Below are 17629 nucleotides of genomic sequence, written 5' to 3'. Positions count from 1 at the left end.
CGCATTGTAGCTTTCACAATGCGGATTTCTTGTTTACTTATTCATTTTATTAAGGAAATCGCCTAGAAGACTGTCTAAATCTAACTCTTCCTCGTCGTCCTGGTTCTCCTCAGTATCTACAACTTGGTGATGTGTTGCACTTTCCCATTCAAAGGCATCTAAATCATCTGTTATTTCTGAATCACTACCAGCAGCTGTTTCTTCAATGGCTTGGACATAGTTATCCACTTGGGAAACCTCAGACTCCATTCCCGGCAACTGTGTATTTGTTAATTCCTCTTGCAAATACAATGCTTCATTTATATCCAATGCATTGCTATTTAGAGATGCAAGCAAGGATGTTGCACGAACTGGGTCCATTAATAGCTGGTATACAATCGTTCCCAACAGAGCCTCCGAATGCTCATGCTTTAGCCAATCTCGCTGTGATTTACTCAGCTTATGAGGTAGAGGAATGTTGATTGTTTCCCTTTCCTTTGTAAAAGATTGACCTACTCCTTGCAAGACAAACTCAGCCATCTTGCTCGAAAAATTCCTTCTTTCTGATTCCTTTAGCTTCTGTAAATGCTTTAAAAGATGATCAGGCGTATCTGAAGGAATACGAAATGAAATGGCTTGTCCTCTCTTAATCTCATTCGCCCGCGCACTCATATCATCACCCTAATTTTTCACAGGTTCTTGAGCTTGCTTTGGTTTTTCTGACTTTCTGATAAAGTCATTGATTAGTTTATAATAAGCATTGGCCATCATCCAAATACTTTCTTTTTCATCTTCAAAGAAATCGATATTATAGCCATCTAAATTATTATTTAATGTCTTAATATAATCCTTTAAGACATTTGCTCCACCACCAACAAAGTAGCAGATCTCTGTTTGTGAATTCTTTTGCCATATATTACGTAGTAAGCGATATTGTTTTTTAGCTAATTCAAGTAGGATACGGTCCGTAATATCATGAACACTTGTGCGACTTCCTTTAACCATGATATGATTGCGATCATTTTTTCTTGTGATAATCTCAACCACATCACGACGGCTGTCTAATTCAATGCCATGTCTTGAACGGATTTCCTCTCTGATAGCCTCTAGAGATTCGGATACTCCTAGATTGAAGCCTTGTGCCTTATCATCATCAACATTCCGGTTCTTAATAACAGCGATATCTGTCGATAGCCCACCGATATCCTGAATGATAATGCGTTTATCGATTAAATCCTTATTAATAATTTTAAGCTGATTATCCATTACAAGATTAATATAAGCAGCAAAGCCTTCCGGGTAAATCTTTACTTCATTAAATTTAATATTTACTTTTAAGCCCTGGTATTTTGGCGTAACAAGGAACTCGACTTGGTGGACAGAACCAACTAGTTTTGAACGGTAGCCTGCATCCTTTCCTTCCTTAACTTCACGTAGGGGAAGGCCTGTACCAAGCGTATAATTTGCATCTATTACATTTTTCACTCGTGGAAATGCATTTGAATTGTTTTCATTTACAGCGTCTAACGCTAATGTAGCAAATAGCATAATCAGTGTTTGATCTTCTTCTGATTTTGAACTGCCTGGATCAAGTTCAGTTGCATTGCTACTTTTTGTTGCTAAATTACCTACTCGGTAAATTGCATTATTATCCTTTAATGCAGGAGAGTGCACCTTGATATGAATTCCATCTAGTGGATTTTTATTATCTAATTCTTCAATTCCAATAACAGGGCGATCCTCTGTATCCCTAGCCACGATATTAGGAATATTTAATTCGTACTCTACTTCACCAAAGATTGCCTTAATCGAGTCATTACCAACATCTACAGCTGCTGTTCTAGAGTTAATCATATTAATCATTCCTTTTCTCTTTAATTTGTATGGTTTCTTAAAGGATAATTTTGTAAACTATTATGCCTACTTAAAGAGTATAGGAAATTACAAGAATATTCAATTAGAATTAACCAAAAGTAATATAAACGTAAACTTTTTGTAAACATTGGCGCTTTGTATACAATTATGTAAACTTTGGTAACAAATACGTTTACATCCTTATAAATCAATATGTATACAGCTTTGTTTACATGTATACATATTTGTACACATTTTGTTTACACTTTGTATACTTGCAAACTATTTGTTTACAGTGATTTATATTAGATAAATATGGTAAAATTTATATATTAGTTCCCCTTCCTTTGAAGGCATCTTACTATAGAGGAGTTTGAGATATATGGTAGAGAAAATTTCTGTAGGATTGAAAAAGATTGAAATTATGGATGACTATATTGATACGCAAGATGTAACTACGAGTTCTGAGATTTGTAGCATTGTCAATTCTGTTTTCGGCTTTGATTTAGAAACGAAGCCTATTCTATCTAAAGAATTCTTAGAATCTGGGGAGCTTCCTCTATCAAATAGCCCTGCAAAATATGCTATTGATTTAGGAATTGCAAAGCACGGAGGAAACATATCAGGAGCAGAGATTCGTCAGCTTATCAATGGCATTTTCGGCATTAACTTAGATGCTATCTCCTCCTTAGATGGCTCAAGAATCTCCCTATTTTCTAAGGAACAGTGGATAATGCAACAAAAAAATGATTTATTTGTTGTTCATACGGGATTTGCAGACGTAGATGTGAAAATTTTCCCTACAGACTACTTCATCGAACAAACAGGCTTAACTACCCTTCCAGATGAACTGCAGCAGGAATTAACAAAGCTTGGATTCTCTTATGACGAAAATATTGGAAGCTTCTATTACTCAAACCCTACTGGTGAAGCTATTCAAGATTCCTTTAAGGGACAAACAATAGGCTCCGTTTTAAAGGTTATTCAAAATTCTTATCAAAATATATAAAAAGTATAGGGCAGCTGCCCTATACTTTTTATTTTAGGATTTATTATTTACCAAAGGATGAAAGGAACTTAACTCGATCTCCCATAGGCGGTGTATTGTTATCAACTAAGGCTACCTCTAGAACTGCTGGTCCATTAGCTCCCATTAATTCGTTGATGATATCTTGGTTAACATCCTCTAACTTATTAACTCTGAAGCTTGGAATATTCATGGCAGCAGCCATTGCACTAATGTTGATTGGTTCTTGTTCAAATGTTGGATGCGTTCTTTTGAATTGTAGTGCATGACCGTGATATACCATTCCTAGTCGGGCATTATTCATTACGACAAATAAGATTGGTAGATTATATTCTTTAGCCGTTGCAATCTCCATACCATGCATAAAGAAACAGCCATCCCCTGTTACACATACAACAGGTCGTTCTGGTTCAGCAAGTATAGAACCAACTGCAGTTCCAATTCCACTTCCCATTGCACCAAAGTGAACATTGATATCAAATGTATCAGATTCTAATACCTTCATATGATGAATTATATAAGACATAAATTCACCGATATCGATTGTATATCTAGTAGAAGCTGGTACATATTTTTGGATATTTAGAAGAACATTTTTCGTATTATATTCCTCAGTAGGCTCTTCTTTTGCTTCGGTTTTTTCAATCACATACTTAGAGCTTTCTTTAGTTAAACCTAAAGTTCTTAATTCTTCTATTAGAAATACTAAGCTTAGATTGATATCACCTAGTACAGGCATATCAATTTTGTATTTTCTATTAAATACAGATTGGTCAAAGTCCATTTGCACAGAGAAACGATTTCCTACAAGATTGGTATTATAATTGTTTGTTGCTGTCTCTCCTAAGCTAGAGCCAACAATCAATAATGCTTCACCGTCACCTTCATTTAATAGGTTTGAAGCAGTCTCATGCCCAGCAAAACCATAGACACCGACTAAAAGTGGATGATCCTCAGGAATATACCCTTTTGCTTGTGGCGTTGTAACAATCGGCCAGTTCAGTAATTCCGCTAACTCAACTAATTGCTCAACAGAGTTTCTTACTCCCTGCCCTACAAAAATATAGCCTAACTCTCTTTTCATAAGCTCTTTCGCTACGTTTTTAATTGTATCAAGCTCAGGAATAAGCGGCTCTCTTTTTGCTGGAGCAGGTAATTCAACATTCTCTACATTCTCGTGTTGTACATCAATTGGAATAGCAATGTGTACAGGACCCGGAACACCAGAAATAGCAATTTCAGTAGCTTTTACGATTTCTTTAAGTACATCCTTTGAATTATTAATAGTTACACTATATTTCGTAACAGATTTAAAAAGTGGTTCTACATCTAATTCTTGTGATGCATTCAAGCCTACCGTATTTACAGGTACAGCACCTGTTATAAATAGAACAGGTAAATGCTCCCTCATAGCATTGGCTGCACCTGTCACTAGATTAGTAGATCCAGGACCGCTACAACCGATACTTACACTCAAACGATTTGTATATTTTGCATAGGCAGCAGCCATATAAGAAGCCGCACCCTCATGCTTTGCTATGATTGGTGTTATTTCAGGCATATCATAAAGCTCATTAAAAATGGCATTTACAGAGCCTGCCGGAATACCAAATATATGTTTAATTTCTCTTGCCTTTAAATATTCTAATACAACACGAGCTGCTTTCATGTTCATTCTCCTTTGTAATCATCTTTTTCACTAATAAAAATACTTCTGCGCAATATCTTCTGCTATCATCGGACGACTGAAGAAATAGCCCTGCATCATATAACAATCTCTTGCATATAAAAAGTCTACCTGTTCCTTTTTCTCTACACCTTCTGCAATCACATTTAGGTTCAAGTTTTTAGCCAAAGTAATAATTGTATTCGTAATGGCTGCATCATCTTTTGTCATATCCTGAATAAAGGATTTATCAATTTTCAAAGTAGATATAGGTAAATTTTTCAAATATCCTAAGGATGAATAGCCTGTCCCAAAGTCATCAATGGCAATACTTATTCCTAATCCTTTTAGTTGCTTCATTGTTTCTACGATTAATTCTGTATTTTTAACAATTAAATTTTCAGTGAGCTCTAGATGTATATACTTTGGAGATAATCCCACTTCATTTAAAACATTTTTTACAATAGAAAATAAATTACTCTGTTCAAACTGACGGACTGATAGATTCACTGACACACTAATCAACGGATAGCCCTGATCATGCCAAGCCTTTACCTGTTTGCATGCCTCTTTTAAAATCCATTCACCTATAGAGACAATCAACCCCGTTTCTTCAGCGATAGGTATAAATTTATCCGGCGAGATCATCCCTTTTTCAGGATGATTCCATCTCAGTAAAGCCTCTACACCTTCAATACTGTTTGTTTTGCTGTTTATTTGCGGCTGGTAAAAGATGACGAGCTCATTTTGCTCTAAAGCCTTATACAAGTCATTTTCAAGCTTAATGCTTTCAAATGTTCTGTTATCCATCTCTTCACTAAAGAAATGATAACTATTTCCTGATATCTCTTTTGATCTGTACATTGCTGTATCTGCATTTTTAATCAGGATTTCTGACGTATCACCGTTCTCCGGATATAGGCTAATCCCGATACTTGTTTTCATATAAATTTCATTATCGACTAACTTAAAGGACTTAGAGAAGGAATTAATGACACTGTTTACTACCTTTAATACTTCGTTTTCATTTTTAATATTAGGTAGGTAAATAGTAAATTCATCCCCGCCCTGCCTAGAAACGGTTGCATTATTGGGTACACATGCACTTAAACGATTGGCTACATCTCGTAACAGCAAATCTCCAATACTGTGTCCTAAAGTATCATTTACTAGCTTAAATCGATCTAAATCTAAATACAGAACTGCTAGTTTTTGATTATTCATCTGGGCGAAGGAAAGACCTTGATTTAATCGATCTTTTAAGAGAACTCGATTTGGTAAGTCTGTCAAACTATCAAAATAAGCATGATATTTAATTTCTTCTTCCATCTGTTTTCTTTCAGTTATATCTTTAAAGGTAACAACTTCCCCTACAATCTCATTTCCTTCCTTTATAGAGGAAATTACATATTCTACTGGGAAGCTGGAATTATCTTTTCTAAAAAACTTATCGTATTTATTGAAATGATTTGGATTTCCATTTTCTTGAACAGTATTACTAGAATCATTTTCATGGTTTTTCAAAATTAAACTGGAATGCTTCCCTATTAGTTCATCCTTAGCATCATATCCCAGCATTGCGGCTCCAGCGGGATTACAAAAAGTAATCTTCTTATTAAGGTCCAACCCGAAAATTCCTTCTCCCGCCGAATTAAGTATCAACTCTTTTTCACGGCTAAGCTGCTGTAATTCAATGATTACTCGTTCCAGCTCCTGATTCTTCACTGTAATTTCAGAGGTTCTTTCCTCGATAATAACCTCCTGCTTTTCCATATAAAGAAGGTTTGATAGAGTCGAGGCTGTAGCATCAACGATAGACTGGGCTAACTGTGTCTGAGTCTCAGTATAGTGAAGGTTATTATCATCTAAGTTAACAACGGAGATTTGCCCCAACACCTCACCTAATGATACTAAAGGCAGCATAAAGAGGCCCTTCATTCCAAAATTTCGGCAAAGATCATGATTTGGCCTCGGATCTGCATATACATCAGGAATGAGAACTGCTTTTTTCGTCTCCATTACTTCTTGCATTACTCGGTCTTTGCTTTGGTCGATTTGAATTTTGTTATGGGTGTTAATCCAGTCCTCTTCTGTCCAATCGGAATCCTTGCTTAGCTTGGCTGGTCTTATCGCTCGTTCAGCAATAGGGTCTAATAAGTGTACACCAACATTATAGTTATCTAAGACCTTCCCTAAATAGGAGAAACACGTATCTAAGCTTTGCTGCATTGTAGAACACATCGACAAATCACGTGTTACATCAAGTAAAAGCTGCTTTTCCGATATAAGGTTTTCCTTATAGGTTAAATTATTGGCATTCTGGATAGCAACAGCAGCCATATTGACATATGCTTCAATTGTCTGAATTTCTGACTCTGTTAAATTCATCGGAATTCCATAATCAAATAAAAATACTAGTCCGAACAACTCTTCTTCAAAAGAGATTGGAAGGACAAATAAGGATTTGATTTGGAATCCTTCAACTGCGCGTGGATCTGGTCTATTATCCTTTGACGTATCAGGAATATATATTGCCTTTTTTGTTTCAATAACTTCTTTTGCTAATAGATCATATTCTGTATCAATGACATGCATATCAAGTGTCCATCCATTGATAACTTCTGGTTTTCCTACATATCCTCTGTATGTCCCATCTTCCTGTGGTAAGTAAATACCCACTGAGTCACATTGTACGATTTCCTCTGAGATCGCAATTGTTACCTGCTCCAAAACCTCTCTCAGATCAAGCTTTGTATTAATCATTTTTGTTATATTTGCAAGTCGAGAATATCTCGTTTGTTCCTTAAACATTCAAATGAACTCCATTCTCTGACATTTTTTAATATCTATCTTTTCACTATACCAAACAAATGAATTCGACAAAATCCTTCTATCATTTTACAATATTTTCCGACAATTTGGAATAATTATTGGAAAATAAAGAAAGAGTTAGGAGGGCATCCTCCTAACTCATAAAATACTGATTAATCCTTTACGATATCCGTGGAGTGACTGTCTTGCAATTCGCTCCCTTTTGCTCTATACATAGCGCTATCTGCATCTCGAATCATCGTTTCTAAATCTGCCTGAGAAATATCTGTTGTGTATGACCATCCAATACTTCCAGAGACCTTTATTGTTTGATGATTTAAGGAAATTGCCTCATCAAGAGCCATTTGTACTCGCTCTACAAGACTTTCTAGAAATGAATTTTCAATATTGGAAGATAAAATCACAAATTCATCTCCACCTAATCGACAAAGCAAATCTGTATCAGTCAGTTCGTCACCCAATCTAGAGACAACCCTTTTCAATAATTGATCTCCTACTTCATGTCCATAAGTATCATTGATTTTTTTAAACCCGTTCATATCGATAAATAATAAAGCGACAGAATGAGTTCTTTTCTCTTTTAGAAAATTAAACTTTTCCTTCAGTAATAACCGATTGGCCGCCCCAGTTAAAGGGTCTTGATACGCTAATTGCTGCAGCTTATCGTTAACCTCACTAATCTTACGAATGAAGATTAAAAGAAAGATTGTAGTAAATACACCAAACATAACTAAATAGATAAAGTCTTCTATAACGACATTCGGGAAAATTTCCTCACGAAGATAAAAGAAAGCATAAAAAGTAAGAATGGTTGAAGCAATGCCTGCTATTACTACCAATCGTGCATTTTGATAAAGGGCACATAAAGGAAGAACTAACCACATAAATAAATAGTTTACTAAATAAGGCCGATCTTTTAATAAACAATAAAAGAAGAGATACATACTGCTAACTATTACATACATTGTAATCTTTGGATTTACTTTTATGTAAATCAGCACTATAGGGATTATAGCAAATACAAGGAAAAGCATTGCTAAAGAATATATGCTTTCAAATCCTCCAATAACAATACTTACCATTATTTGAATAAAATAAAAGACACTTACTAATATGAATAAGATTGAATTCTGACGATGCATTAATTCTTTACCATTCATTAACTAAATCTTCCTGTTCTATAGTATAGGTAAGAGTTTGAAAGGTATAAAAGTTACAATCTAATTTTACCTAATCACTATATTATATCCTATAAAATATTACTAAAGTCATGTAAAAAAAAAACATTTTATATTTATATGGTACTTCCAAAACCCTCAAGAGAAGAATTTGCAGGTATATAGTAATACCCTTTAGAAAATGTAATTTAAATACATCATTTGTTTTAATCTGAGTAATCAAGAACAATCTCAACTACAAGAAAGGATGAGTACTTTTACGTTCTTATTTATACTCACCTCACAATATCAAGCATTCTCAATCGATTCCCCTATTTTCTAAATCCTTTACTGTCTTGCTATTTTCAACGGTTTTTTCGTCCTTTAATGTACCGAAAATAATATCGAAAAACGGGTTGGATACGCCAAACCAGAAGTTTTCATTTTTGTAATGGTGAAGGATATGGGTTTTCTTTAACCAGACACCAAATTTTGATTTAGGCTTTAATGGTCGGTGTGCCACATAGTGCTTCCACTCATAAACAAGTAACATGAGAATTAGTCCCAGACTAAACGCTAAGGTCCAGTCTAAATTTTTGGTAATGAAATAAAAAATTAATGATAGGATTATGAAATTCGGGAGGCTGTACCAAATCGGAAGAAATAATAACTTTAAATCATTTGGAAATTTATGATGGTCATAGTGAATGCGCTTTAAAAATTTTAAAAACATCTTATTCTTCGGCGGCTTTAAATGGAAGAAAAAGCGGTGCGTCAGGTATTCAGCAAACATATAGATTACAAGACCAAAGGCAATCCATACAAGGACCATTGCCGAATTAGCCATTACCATTAATACACTTGCAATGCCCAGCAAAAGAATCATCAAAATCATAATATCAAAGTGAAAAAAGAAATCCCGATACAGTCCCTTACTTTTCAATCATTTCACTCACTTTCATTTTAAATTTTCAAGGTATAAATAACGTCATATTCTTCTATACGAGAACAAAGCTGATTACATAAGTCTGTTTGATTAGCAATGAGAAACTGAATACTACGACCACCAGTAAGATAGCGCTTTCATTCGATCATTCCATTTTATGCTCCATTTTACTAAATAATCCTACCGTTTTTATGCTAAATAACTAGGATATCCTTTTGTATAAAAATAAGAACAGCATGAACCATATGCTGTTCTTATTTAACCGTATTTAATTCTATGGATTCAAAAAACACTAGCTTTCCTTAAAATCCTCTCTTTCATATATCCATTTTTCTGCAAACTCTGGAAAATCAATAAATGGATTGCGGTTTCCTTGCAAATCATAGATGGCAAGATTTCGGTGCTTCTCATATAAAGAGACCGGAAATTTCTGATGCCACTCTAGTAAAAGCTCTAAATTCTCTAGACGACTATCAATTATTCCTGAGTAACGTGTCATAAAATAAAGGGTTGCTCTTGCAACAATTCCTTTTCCATATTCAGGTTCAAACTTCCCTTCATCCGCCTTGCCGCAGCCTTCCTCAATCCCTAAAATATGAGCTTCAGGTACATAGTCGGAAAAGTCATGATACGGATAATTTCCACGACGGCTGTTGCAGCCTGGATTACAGGCAAATAAATGATGTAAATCCCCCCTCATTGGCTGACGCTTATCAAACCAAGACTGAGGTACTACATGCTCACAATTTAACTTCACTTCATCAGATAAGGTATTTACTCCTGCATTTTCAAGAATTCGGATATCCTCTTCAATGACAGCAAGTGGATCCATTTCCTTGCCCGAATAGATGCTTTTCAGTTTGCCATTCTCATTCAAATCCACCCATGGATAGACGTAACGGTGAGGTGAGTAGCCTAGCTTATTTTCATGTGTTTTTTCTAGTAAATCATGAATGCTTTTTCTATCAAGTAAAATATCTTTATAGTATGTTTGTTTAATTTCTTCGTCCCTAGCTTCTTCATAATAGACTCGGTTTTCACTGTACTCAAAATAGGTAGCCTTTGCCGTTTCCAGTTCCTGTAGCAGCATTTCCTGAATTTCAATTTTCTGCTCCTGAGTCAATTCTACTACTTTTGGATTTTCATTAACCCGCTCCATCTGTTCTACTACTTCGTATGGAATCAAACTCACTTTACGCTCCATTTTCTTCCCTCCTATAGGATTAAATTGAAGCTAACTCATGATGTTATCAATAGTTTAACAATTCAAAATATTATTTCCTAGTAACTTTTGACGTATTTTAGTCTAGTAAAAAATAGGGAAAGTGTAGATTTCCTGCAAAGCATAAATAGAGGTAGATTGAGTAAAGACTTACCCTGATAGACTATAAGTTATTGACTTAAAAAGTACTAAAAAAAGAGGTCCTGCCTAAAACATATAGACAAGACCTCTTATTTTATTTAAGCATTGTTGAATTTAAAAATTCCCGCGTTCTTTCTTCTTTCGGATGGTTGAAAAATTGATCAGGAGTGCCGCGTTCGATAATTTTCCCATCATGCATGTACACAATCCAGTCGGCTACTTCTTTGGCGAAGCCCATTTCATGTGTTACTACAACCATTGTCATTCCTTCATCAGCTAATGTTTTCATGGTTGTTAAAACTTCCCCCACTAGCTCGGGGTCAAGTGCAGAGGTTGGCTCATCAAAAAGCATAATATCAGGCTCCATAGCAAGTGCTCTAGCAATCGCCACCCGTTGCTTTTGCCCTCCTGATAGTTTACTAGGATAGACATCCGCCTTGTCCTCTAGAGTAACTTTACTTAATAGCTGTTTTGCTTTTGTTATAGCCTCTTCTTTGTCTACACCCTTTACCCTGATAGGAGCTTCAATAATATTTTCTAAAACCGTTTTATGTGGAAATAGGTTGAAATTTTGAAACACCATCCCAACCTTTTCCCTAATCTTATTGAGATCATCGGTACGTGGATTAACTGTATTTCCTTCAATTATAATATCGCCGTTATCCTTTTTTTCCAAGAAGTTTAAACAGCGAAGTAGAGTACTTTTCCCTGAGCCACTCGATCCTATTAAACACACAACATCACTCTCAAAAACAGTCATATCGATATTTTTCAATACATGTAAATCTCCAAATGATTTATTCAATTGATTTATCTTAATCATTTCCTTCATGGCCACTGTCTACGCCTCCTATCTGTCGCTTACCGCTAATCTCAGTTCAACTCGGTTTACTATCAATGTCATCAGCGCTACTAGTAATAAGTAGTATACTGCCACAATTAGTAAATAGGTCATCTCATCAAAATTATTTGACCCTAGGGTTGTTGCCACATTGAACAGCTCATTCATGGAGATAAATGCGGCTAATGAAGAATCCTTTAAGCTTATAATAAATTGATTGCCTAAAGGTGGTAATGCACGGCGGAATGCCTGAGGAAGAATAATTCTTCTCAATGTAAGTGTCTTTGTCATCCCTAAAGAACGTCCAGCTTCAAACTGTCCCTTGTCGACTGACTGAATTGCCCCTCTAAGAATTTCAGAAATATAGGCTCCATTATGTAACGCAAGTGCAATTGAAGCAGCCCAAAAATCTGGGAGAAGAAAAATTCCGCTAATCCCGAAATAGAGAATGAAAATTTGAACAATCAGTGGTGTTCCACGCACCAAATACACATAGATATCTGAAATGAGCTCTAAAATCTTTATTTTGGATATCTTAAGTAAAGCAAATACTAGCCCGATGACGATCCCTAGTATAATAGAGACAACCGTTAGCTCTAACGTTAAAAGCATAGCTTTTAAGAAAACACCTTTTGTTTCATTTAATATTTGAAAAAAATGCGAAAAACTTGGCAAAATACTACTCCCTTTCTTACCATAGCCTTGAATTACTCTGGTTTCTTGGTAATGTCCTCATCAAAATATTTGATGCTAATCCGAGTTAGTGTCCCATTTTCCCGGAGTTGCTCTAACGTTTCGTTTACTCGCTTTAATAGATTTGGATTATCCTGAGGCAGTACAATCGCTTGTTCACTACGATTAATTAACTGCTGCCCCTTTATCTTGAATCCTTCCTTTTCAGCTGTTTTACCTGTAACAAAATCAGTGATTACCGCATCATGGCGTCCGCTACTTAATGCTTTTAAGGCTGTAATATCGCTGTCATAAGTTTTGATTTTATCTGTATACTTGGAAGCTGTATCGGCATAGGTTGATCCTTTTGCTACAGCAACCTCCTTACCCTTCAAATCTTCCACAGTCTTAATGTTGCTATCAGGTCTGGTGAAAATTTTCGGTCCCGAATAATAGTACGGGGTAGAAAAGGAGACATGCTTGCTCCTCTGAGGGTTAATTGTGTGGCTAGCAACAGCTGCATCTGCACGACCTGTTTTTACCCCTTCTACAATCCCTTTGAATTTAATTCGCTTCTGAACTGGTTCAAGGCCCATTTGCTTCGCAATCGCTTCGCCAACCTCAATATCAAAGCCAGACATAGTGAGATCATCATTTATGTAACTAAATGGCTTAAATTCTCCCGAAGCAGCAAATACAAATTGATTTTTATTTATCAGCTCAGATCCATCATCGAGCTTCTCCTTTTCAGCACAGGCAGATAAAAAGAAGACTACGATAATACTAGTAACCAGAAATAACTTTTTCTTTAATAACATGTGCCATCCGTCCTCTTCCGTATATATTTCAATAATGCTACAAGCTAAATCTCTTGCTGCTTATGAAATTTAATACCCCATTTACTCTCGGTAAAACAAAAATCGTCAGGTACCTTTCCTGGTACCTAACGATTTGCAAACATATAAATTATAGAATTAGTCCATTATCCATCTAAGCTTTTTGATTTAAAAAGACGGTGATGCGTATGCTTACGACTCCATTCCTTCAAGTAAGTAGCTAGAGGAATAAGCGAAGTTTTTTCGGTTATTTGCAAGATAGAGCGACAGTTAGGGGGAAATAGGGGAAGTTTTTCCGGTTATTCACAGAAAAACCCCTCATTCTCATGTATTCTGAGCCAATAGCAGGAATTTCTCCTTCTATTTAAGTTATTTTTCACGTTAAATTCAAATTAAGCGGAATTTCTTCGCTTATTTAGTAGATTGGGTTCTTTCTTATCATGACCTCTCGACACCAACAGGAGGCGTGAAATAAAGCCACACTCATATATAATTATTATTTTTCTCCCGCACCTCAGCTATTTTTTCTAGCAGTTGGCCGAATTCTTTCTGTTCACATTCATGTAATCCCCTATCGTTAAAGGGAACACCTACTAACCAGGAAGTTCCCTTTTTTTCGTGAGATGAGAATACACAATAAAACAGACAATCTATATACGCTGTCACACGTTTAAACTTTGGTTCATAATAACCCCTCCATCAAATTCTCCAATATATGTATCTATTACCTCCTTGTTGGAGTAAATCCATCCAGTGTTTAGAACAAAAAACTTATTGTTCCATTTTTTGACACATCATGAAATAAAAATCGTCTAATAAGCAGAGACCTATATAGGAGGATCAAAATAAATGCAAAACGAAAGAGAGATTATTTCCAATTGGTTTTTTCTCTATAGCCAAGATGTTTTCAATTTTTTAGTTTACTATTCAGGAACTCTTGATGTAGAAGATCTCGTTCAAGAAGTGTTTATTAAGGCAGCTAAAGGTATGAGCACCTACCGAAAACATGCGACGCCCAAAACTTGGCTCTTTAGCATTGCCCGTAATCTAGCCATCGACAAAGCAAGAAAGAACAAAACAAAGATCAGTCGGACGAATGTGGCTTTCCATGAGGAGACTTTGGATCAGCACATCGGATTTTCTCCTGAGCAAATTCTGATAGACCATGAGGAGAAACAAGAATTGTACAGTAGGATCAATCAGCAAAAAAAGAAATATCGGGATGTGCTAATTTTAAGGGGCATTCAAGGATTGTCCGTGAGTGAAACAGCACAAATACTTGGATGCAAAGAAACCGCCGTTCGAACCAACTATCATCGTGCAGTCAAGGCATTACAAAATGAATTGAATTGGAGGGAATCTCATGAAGGATAATCTAAAAAATGTCGAGAAGAAATTAAACGAATTTCCGCCATATCACATGAGCCAGTCTACTCAAGCTCTCCTCCATCAACAAGTGATGGACACCCTTGAAGATAATGAAATCCGACAAAAACGAAAAGGAGTATTTCTCATTAAAGCCAAAGTAGGAATTGTTACGGCAGCGGCAGTCATAATTGTTAGTATTCTATCCGTAAGTCTATTAAATGATTATCCAAACTCATCCAGTGGAGAGAATCCTATACCCATTAATCAGGACGTTGACCAAGAAATCGAACAGAGTCCTGGAGAAGAAGAGGACAACAATTTGTATGATCCCGTCCTGCTCGAGCAACAAGCTTCAGAGATTCTTCAGGCGATCGATGACCATGATATGGATGTACTATCCAGTCATGTACACCCAGAGAAAGGTTTACTGCTTTCCCCCTATTTTTCTGTGATGGACGATAAAGTAAGATTTGAAAAAAATGAGGTACCATCACTATTAGAAAATGAGGCAACGTATTTGTGGGGCTATGGAGAAGCGAACACGGAAATACAATTGACGCCAGCGGACTATTTCGACAAGCATCTTCAAGTAAAGCGATTCTTTAAATCGGATGAAGTCTTTGTCGATACACAAAATCAAGAAGTGGACCCTACCAATTATTTAAAAACGGTTTTTCCTGATTCAAAGATCGTTGAATTTTATCATGCTGGTACCGAACAATATAGTGGAATGGATTGGAGAAGTCTCAACCTGGTTTTCGAACAAGATGAAGAAGGTGCGTGGCGTCTAGTGGCAATAGTCAACAATCTCTTTACTCCTTAACCTGCAAATTAGATATCTGCTTTAGTGTTTTTTAACAACAAAAGTAAAACAAGAAACAAGCCATCAGACTAGGGACAGTACTAGTTCGATGGCTTATTTTGTATTTATTCTTATTTATGATACGGTTCACCGTAGCAGGGCTAAATGAGGTTTTTTCCCTTGTCCATTTTAGTTAGCTGGCTGAAGGATCACCCAATCTCTCTTACTCCAATATTTCTTCCGTAAGCAGCTTAAATCCTTTAATCATCGTGTCTTCTTCCACCTCGATCAATAAACAGCGTTTGCCATTGTAATTGACCTGTTTGACATATCTCAAGTCTTAAGGGCTGATCGCAATATTCGCTATTTTTGTGCTGATCTTAATGGACTTGGACGCGTAACTCGGAACGATATGGCTTGCTTTCATTTCATACGTTTTGTCTTCAACCACCTGCTGAAATGCCCTTTCCACTATTTTCAGTAAATCGTTATCCAACTTAAATTGTTTTAGAATCTTCGCTATATCTTTGTTATTCATCTCTAAAATTAACTCCCTGGTTAGTAAGATTCGTGTTTTGGACAAAAAAGAGCATCCAAAGCTACAGTTAGCTTCTGACACTTCTTTATTATAACAATCTTTAAGATGAAGAAGGCCTATCTATTATGGATTACCTTTGTTCTTCTTGGATCGTTATGTACCTCTACGTGTTTTGTATACTTTAAATTAAATTGCTAATAATATGTATGAATAAGGAATTTTTAAGTACGACTAGAAATGTTTTTTCTCAATAAGAGGGGTGCGATGTACATGTTTTGGAAAAAAAAACAAATTGAAAATAAGCTTGTTGCTCAATCAATAACTGAATCAGAATTATCGATAGAAGCTCTGAAAAAAAGCCTCGTTCAAATGGATGATGCAGAATTTGTGGAAATTGACATTTCCGTTATTCGAAAAATTCATCTTGTTTACATACGAACTCTCATTGACCAAGAAAAATTAAATGAAAGCATTATAAAACCTTTAACTAAATGTTCCAAACCGTCTATTCAAGATTGTATTACGAATTCCTCCATTATTCACATTCCTAATTTTATAGAGGCAAAAAAACAGTTGTTTTCAGGTTCCATTTTGTTATTTGATTCTTCGCAAAACCTTTGGTTAGCTGTGCCATTAAAAAATCCTATTGGACGTGCCATTGAAACATCTGAAACAGAAACCATCATGTTCGGAGCAAAAGACAGCTTTAGTGAACAAGTAGAACAAAATATTACGCTTATTCGAAGACGACTCCCCATACATGAACTGAAAGCAGAGAAGTTTACTGTCGGTTCTATGAGTGAGACAAGTGTTGTTTTAATGTACATAGAGGGGCTGACTAATCCAGATTTTGTTTCAACAGTCAAAGAGAAGATTTCTGAAATTAATTTTGATCTCTTCTTTGACTCCTCTCAAGTTGCGGCATTCCTGGAGGATCATCAAAACAGTATTTTTCCTCAGTTTCAGCAAACTGACCGGCCTGATGTAGTTGCTTATTCTCTGGGATTAGGAAAGATCACCCTTCTGGTAGACAATACACCATTTGCTCTTGTTGCACCCATTACTTTTTTCCATTTGTTCCAATCACCCGAGGACTATATTAATCGATGGGTAGTTGCCAGTTTTTTGCGCATCATCCGATATGTCTGTTTTCTTCTGTCAGTCTCATTGATTCCTATCTATGTGGCATTGACAACTCATCACTATCAAATGATTCCTATACAAACACTTCTAGTCTTGGTCGACTCAAGGAGCAAGCTTCCTTTCACTCCTTTTTGGGAAGCATTTATCATGTTAATTTTTATTGAAATCATAAAAGAAGCAAGTTTAAGGATGCCTACAAAAACAAGTCAAACACTTGGGGTTATTGGTGGTATTGTGATTGGCCAAGCGGCTGTTGAGGCTGGATTCGCTAGCAACGTATTAATTGTCATGGTTGGGATCTCGACGATAGCTTCCTTTCTTATCCCCAACTACCTTATGACAAAAGCAAATTCATTAATGCAATTGATGCTTCTTGTTTTTTCTTCTTTACTTGGGATAATTGGGATTGCACTAGGAAGCATTGCTATTTTAGCCCATCTTAATAGCTTGTCTTCAATCAAGCAACCCTATTTTTCACCAGTTTCCCCTTTCTTTAGAAAGGATTGGATAGACTTATTCATTCGAGGGCCATTAACCAAGATGTTGGAGCGTCCAGAGCATCTTAAACCTCTAAAACTGAAGAGATATAAAACTAGGAGATGACT

Annotated in this window: 14 protein-coding genes and 1 pseudogene; 4 read left to right on the top strand and 11 right to left on the bottom strand. The window is 36.0% G+C overall.

Annotation, left to right across the window (positions count from 1 at the left end; translation table 11 throughout):
* Positions 1-33: 33 nt before the first annotated feature.
* Both BJ095_RS03860 and BJ095_RS03855 read right to left on the bottom strand, forming a co-directional pair.
* Complete coding sequence (locus BJ095_RS03860) at positions 34-651, bottom strand: hypothetical protein (RefSeq protein ID WP_107932147.1); 618 nt, start codon at positions 649-651, stop codon at positions 34-36.
* 9 nt (positions 652-660) lie between these two features.
* On the bottom strand, positions 661-1833 hold the full coding sequence (locus tag BJ095_RS03855) for a ParM/StbA family protein (RefSeq protein WP_107932401.1): 1173 nt from the start codon (positions 1831-1833) through the stop codon (positions 661-663).
* A gap of 382 nt (positions 1834-2215) precedes the next feature.
* Here BJ095_RS03855 and BJ095_RS03850 point away from each other — a divergent pair, with 382 nt between their 5' ends.
* Entirely contained in the window at positions 2216-2842 is a 627-nt protein-coding gene (locus BJ095_RS03850; RefSeq protein ID WP_107932145.1) for a hypothetical protein, read from the top strand.
* Between the two features lie 43 nt (positions 2843-2885).
* Here the strand turns inward: BJ095_RS03850 and BJ095_RS03845 are convergent, their stop codons facing one another.
* The 8 genes from BJ095_RS03845 to BJ095_RS03810 all read right to left on the bottom strand — a co-directional run bounded on the left by BJ095_RS03845 (position 2886) and on the right by BJ095_RS03810 (position 13155).
* Complete coding sequence (locus BJ095_RS03845) at positions 2886-4529, bottom strand: thiamine pyrophosphate-binding protein (RefSeq protein WP_181417955.1); 1644 nt, start codon at positions 4527-4529, stop codon at positions 2886-2888.
* A gap of 30 nt (positions 4530-4559) precedes the next feature.
* Positions 4560-7337 carry a bifunctional diguanylate cyclase/phosphodiesterase gene (locus BJ095_RS03840; protein ID WP_107932141.1) on the bottom strand — a complete coding sequence of 926 codons (2778 nt, stop codon included), beginning with the start codon at positions 7335-7337 and terminating at the stop codon, positions 4560-4562.
* A gap of 173 nt (positions 7338-7510) precedes the next feature.
* A complete protein-coding gene (locus tag BJ095_RS03835) occupies positions 7511-8518 on the bottom strand; it encodes a GGDEF domain-containing protein (protein WP_235867565.1) in 1008 nt (335 codons plus the stop codon).
* 316 nt (positions 8519-8834) lie between these two features.
* On the bottom strand, positions 8835-9410 hold the full coding sequence (locus tag BJ095_RS03830) for a sterol desaturase family protein (RefSeq protein WP_107932398.1): 576 nt from the start codon (positions 9408-9410) through the stop codon (positions 8835-8837).
* Between the two features lie 343 nt (positions 9411-9753).
* Positions 9754-10551 carry an endonuclease I family protein gene (locus tag BJ095_RS03825; protein ID WP_235867572.1) on the bottom strand — a complete coding sequence of 266 codons (798 nt, stop codon included), beginning with the start codon at positions 10549-10551 and terminating at the stop codon, positions 9754-9756.
* Positions 10552-10918: 367 nt separating this feature from the next.
* A complete protein-coding gene (locus BJ095_RS03820) occupies positions 10919-11656 on the bottom strand; it encodes an amino acid ABC transporter ATP-binding protein (protein WP_404427998.1) in 738 nt (245 codons plus the stop codon).
* Positions 11657-11674: 18 nt separating this feature from the next.
* Complete coding sequence (locus tag BJ095_RS03815; RefSeq protein WP_107932137.1) at positions 11675-12340, bottom strand: amino acid ABC transporter permease; 666 nt, start codon at positions 12338-12340, stop codon at positions 11675-11677.
* 32 nt (positions 12341-12372) lie between these two features.
* Positions 12373-13155, bottom strand: a complete 783-nt coding sequence (locus BJ095_RS03810) for a transporter substrate-binding domain-containing protein (RefSeq protein ID WP_107932135.1) — start codon at positions 13153-13155, stop codon at positions 12373-12375.
* 867 nt (positions 13156-14022) lie between these two features.
* Here BJ095_RS03810 and BJ095_RS03800 point away from each other — a divergent pair.
* Positions 14023-14547, top strand: a complete 525-nt coding sequence (locus BJ095_RS03800) for an RNA polymerase sigma factor (RefSeq protein WP_107932132.1) — start codon at positions 14023-14025, stop codon at positions 14545-14547.
* Entirely contained in the window at positions 14537-15364 is an 828-nt protein-coding gene (locus BJ095_RS03795) for a hypothetical protein (protein ID WP_107932130.1), read from the top strand. The genes BJ095_RS03800 and BJ095_RS03795 overlap by 11 nt, the downstream gene beginning before the upstream one ends.
* Positions 15365-15566: 202 nt before the next feature.
* On the opposite strand, the pseudogene BJ095_RS19485 reads toward BJ095_RS03795, so the two are convergent.
* Positions 15567-15881: pseudogene (locus tag BJ095_RS19485) on the bottom strand (DUF4317 family protein).
* Between the two features lie 270 nt (positions 15882-16151).
* Between BJ095_RS19485 and BJ095_RS03785 the strand changes: the two are divergent.
* Positions 16152-17627: a spore germination protein gene (locus BJ095_RS03785; protein WP_107932394.1), complete on the top strand. Its 1476-nt coding sequence runs from the start codon at positions 16152-16154 to the stop codon at positions 17625-17627.
* The last annotated feature ends 2 nt before the right edge of the window (positions 17628-17629 follow it).

Source organism: Ureibacillus chungkukjangi (assembly GCF_003217295.1).
Classification (GTDB): Bacteria; Bacillota; Bacilli; order Bacillales_A; family Planococcaceae; genus Ureibacillus; species Ureibacillus chungkukjangi.
Note: the sequence above shows the minus strand (reverse complement) of the source record. Positions and strands in the feature narration are given on the sequence as shown.

Excerpts from the sequence above, each read along its gene's own strand:
- BJ095_RS03860 (WP_107932147.1), bottom strand. The coding sequence starts at position 651 with ATGAGTGCGCGGGCGAATGAGATTAAGAGAGGACAAGCCATTTCATTT.
- BJ095_RS03855 (WP_107932401.1), bottom strand. The coding sequence starts at position 1,833 with ATGATTAACTCTAGAACAGCAGCTGTAGATGTTGGTAATGACTCGATT.
- BJ095_RS03850 (WP_107932145.1), top strand. The coding sequence starts at position 2,216 with ATGGTAGAGAAAATTTCTGTAGGATTGAAAAAGATTGAAATTATGGAT.
- BJ095_RS03845 (WP_181417955.1), bottom strand. The coding sequence starts at position 4,529 with ATGAAAGCAGCTCGTGTTGTATTAGAATATTTAAAGGCAAGAGAAATT.
- BJ095_RS03840 (WP_107932141.1), bottom strand. The coding sequence starts at position 7,337 with ATGTTTAAGGAACAAACGAGATATTCTCGACTTGCAAATATAACAAAA.
- BJ095_RS03835 (WP_235867565.1), bottom strand. The coding sequence starts at position 8,518 with ATGAATGGTAAAGAATTAATGCATCGTCAGAATTCAATCTTATTCATA.
- BJ095_RS03830 (WP_107932398.1), bottom strand. The coding sequence starts at position 9,410 with ATGATTTTGATGATTCTTTTGCTGGGCATTGCAAGTGTATTAATGGTA.
- BJ095_RS03825 (WP_235867572.1), bottom strand. The coding sequence starts at position 10,551 with ATGCTGCTACAGGAACTGGAAACGGCAAAGGCTACCTATTTTGAGTAC.
- BJ095_RS03820 (WP_404427998.1), bottom strand. The coding sequence starts at position 11,656 with ATGAAGGAAATGATTAAGATAAATCAATTGAATAAATCATTTGGAGAT.
- BJ095_RS03810 (WP_107932135.1), bottom strand. The coding sequence starts at position 13,155 with ATGTTATTAAAGAAAAAGTTATTTCTGGTTACTAGTATTATCGTAGTC.
- BJ095_RS03800 (WP_107932132.1), top strand. The coding sequence starts at position 14,023 with ATGCAAAACGAAAGAGAGATTATTTCCAATTGGTTTTTTCTCTATAGC.
- BJ095_RS03795 (WP_107932130.1), top strand. The coding sequence starts at position 14,537 with ATGAAGGATAATCTAAAAAATGTCGAGAAGAAATTAAACGAATTTCCG.
- BJ095_RS03785 (WP_107932394.1), top strand. The coding sequence starts at position 16,152 with ATGTTTTGGAAAAAAAAACAAATTGAAAATAAGCTTGTTGCTCAATCA.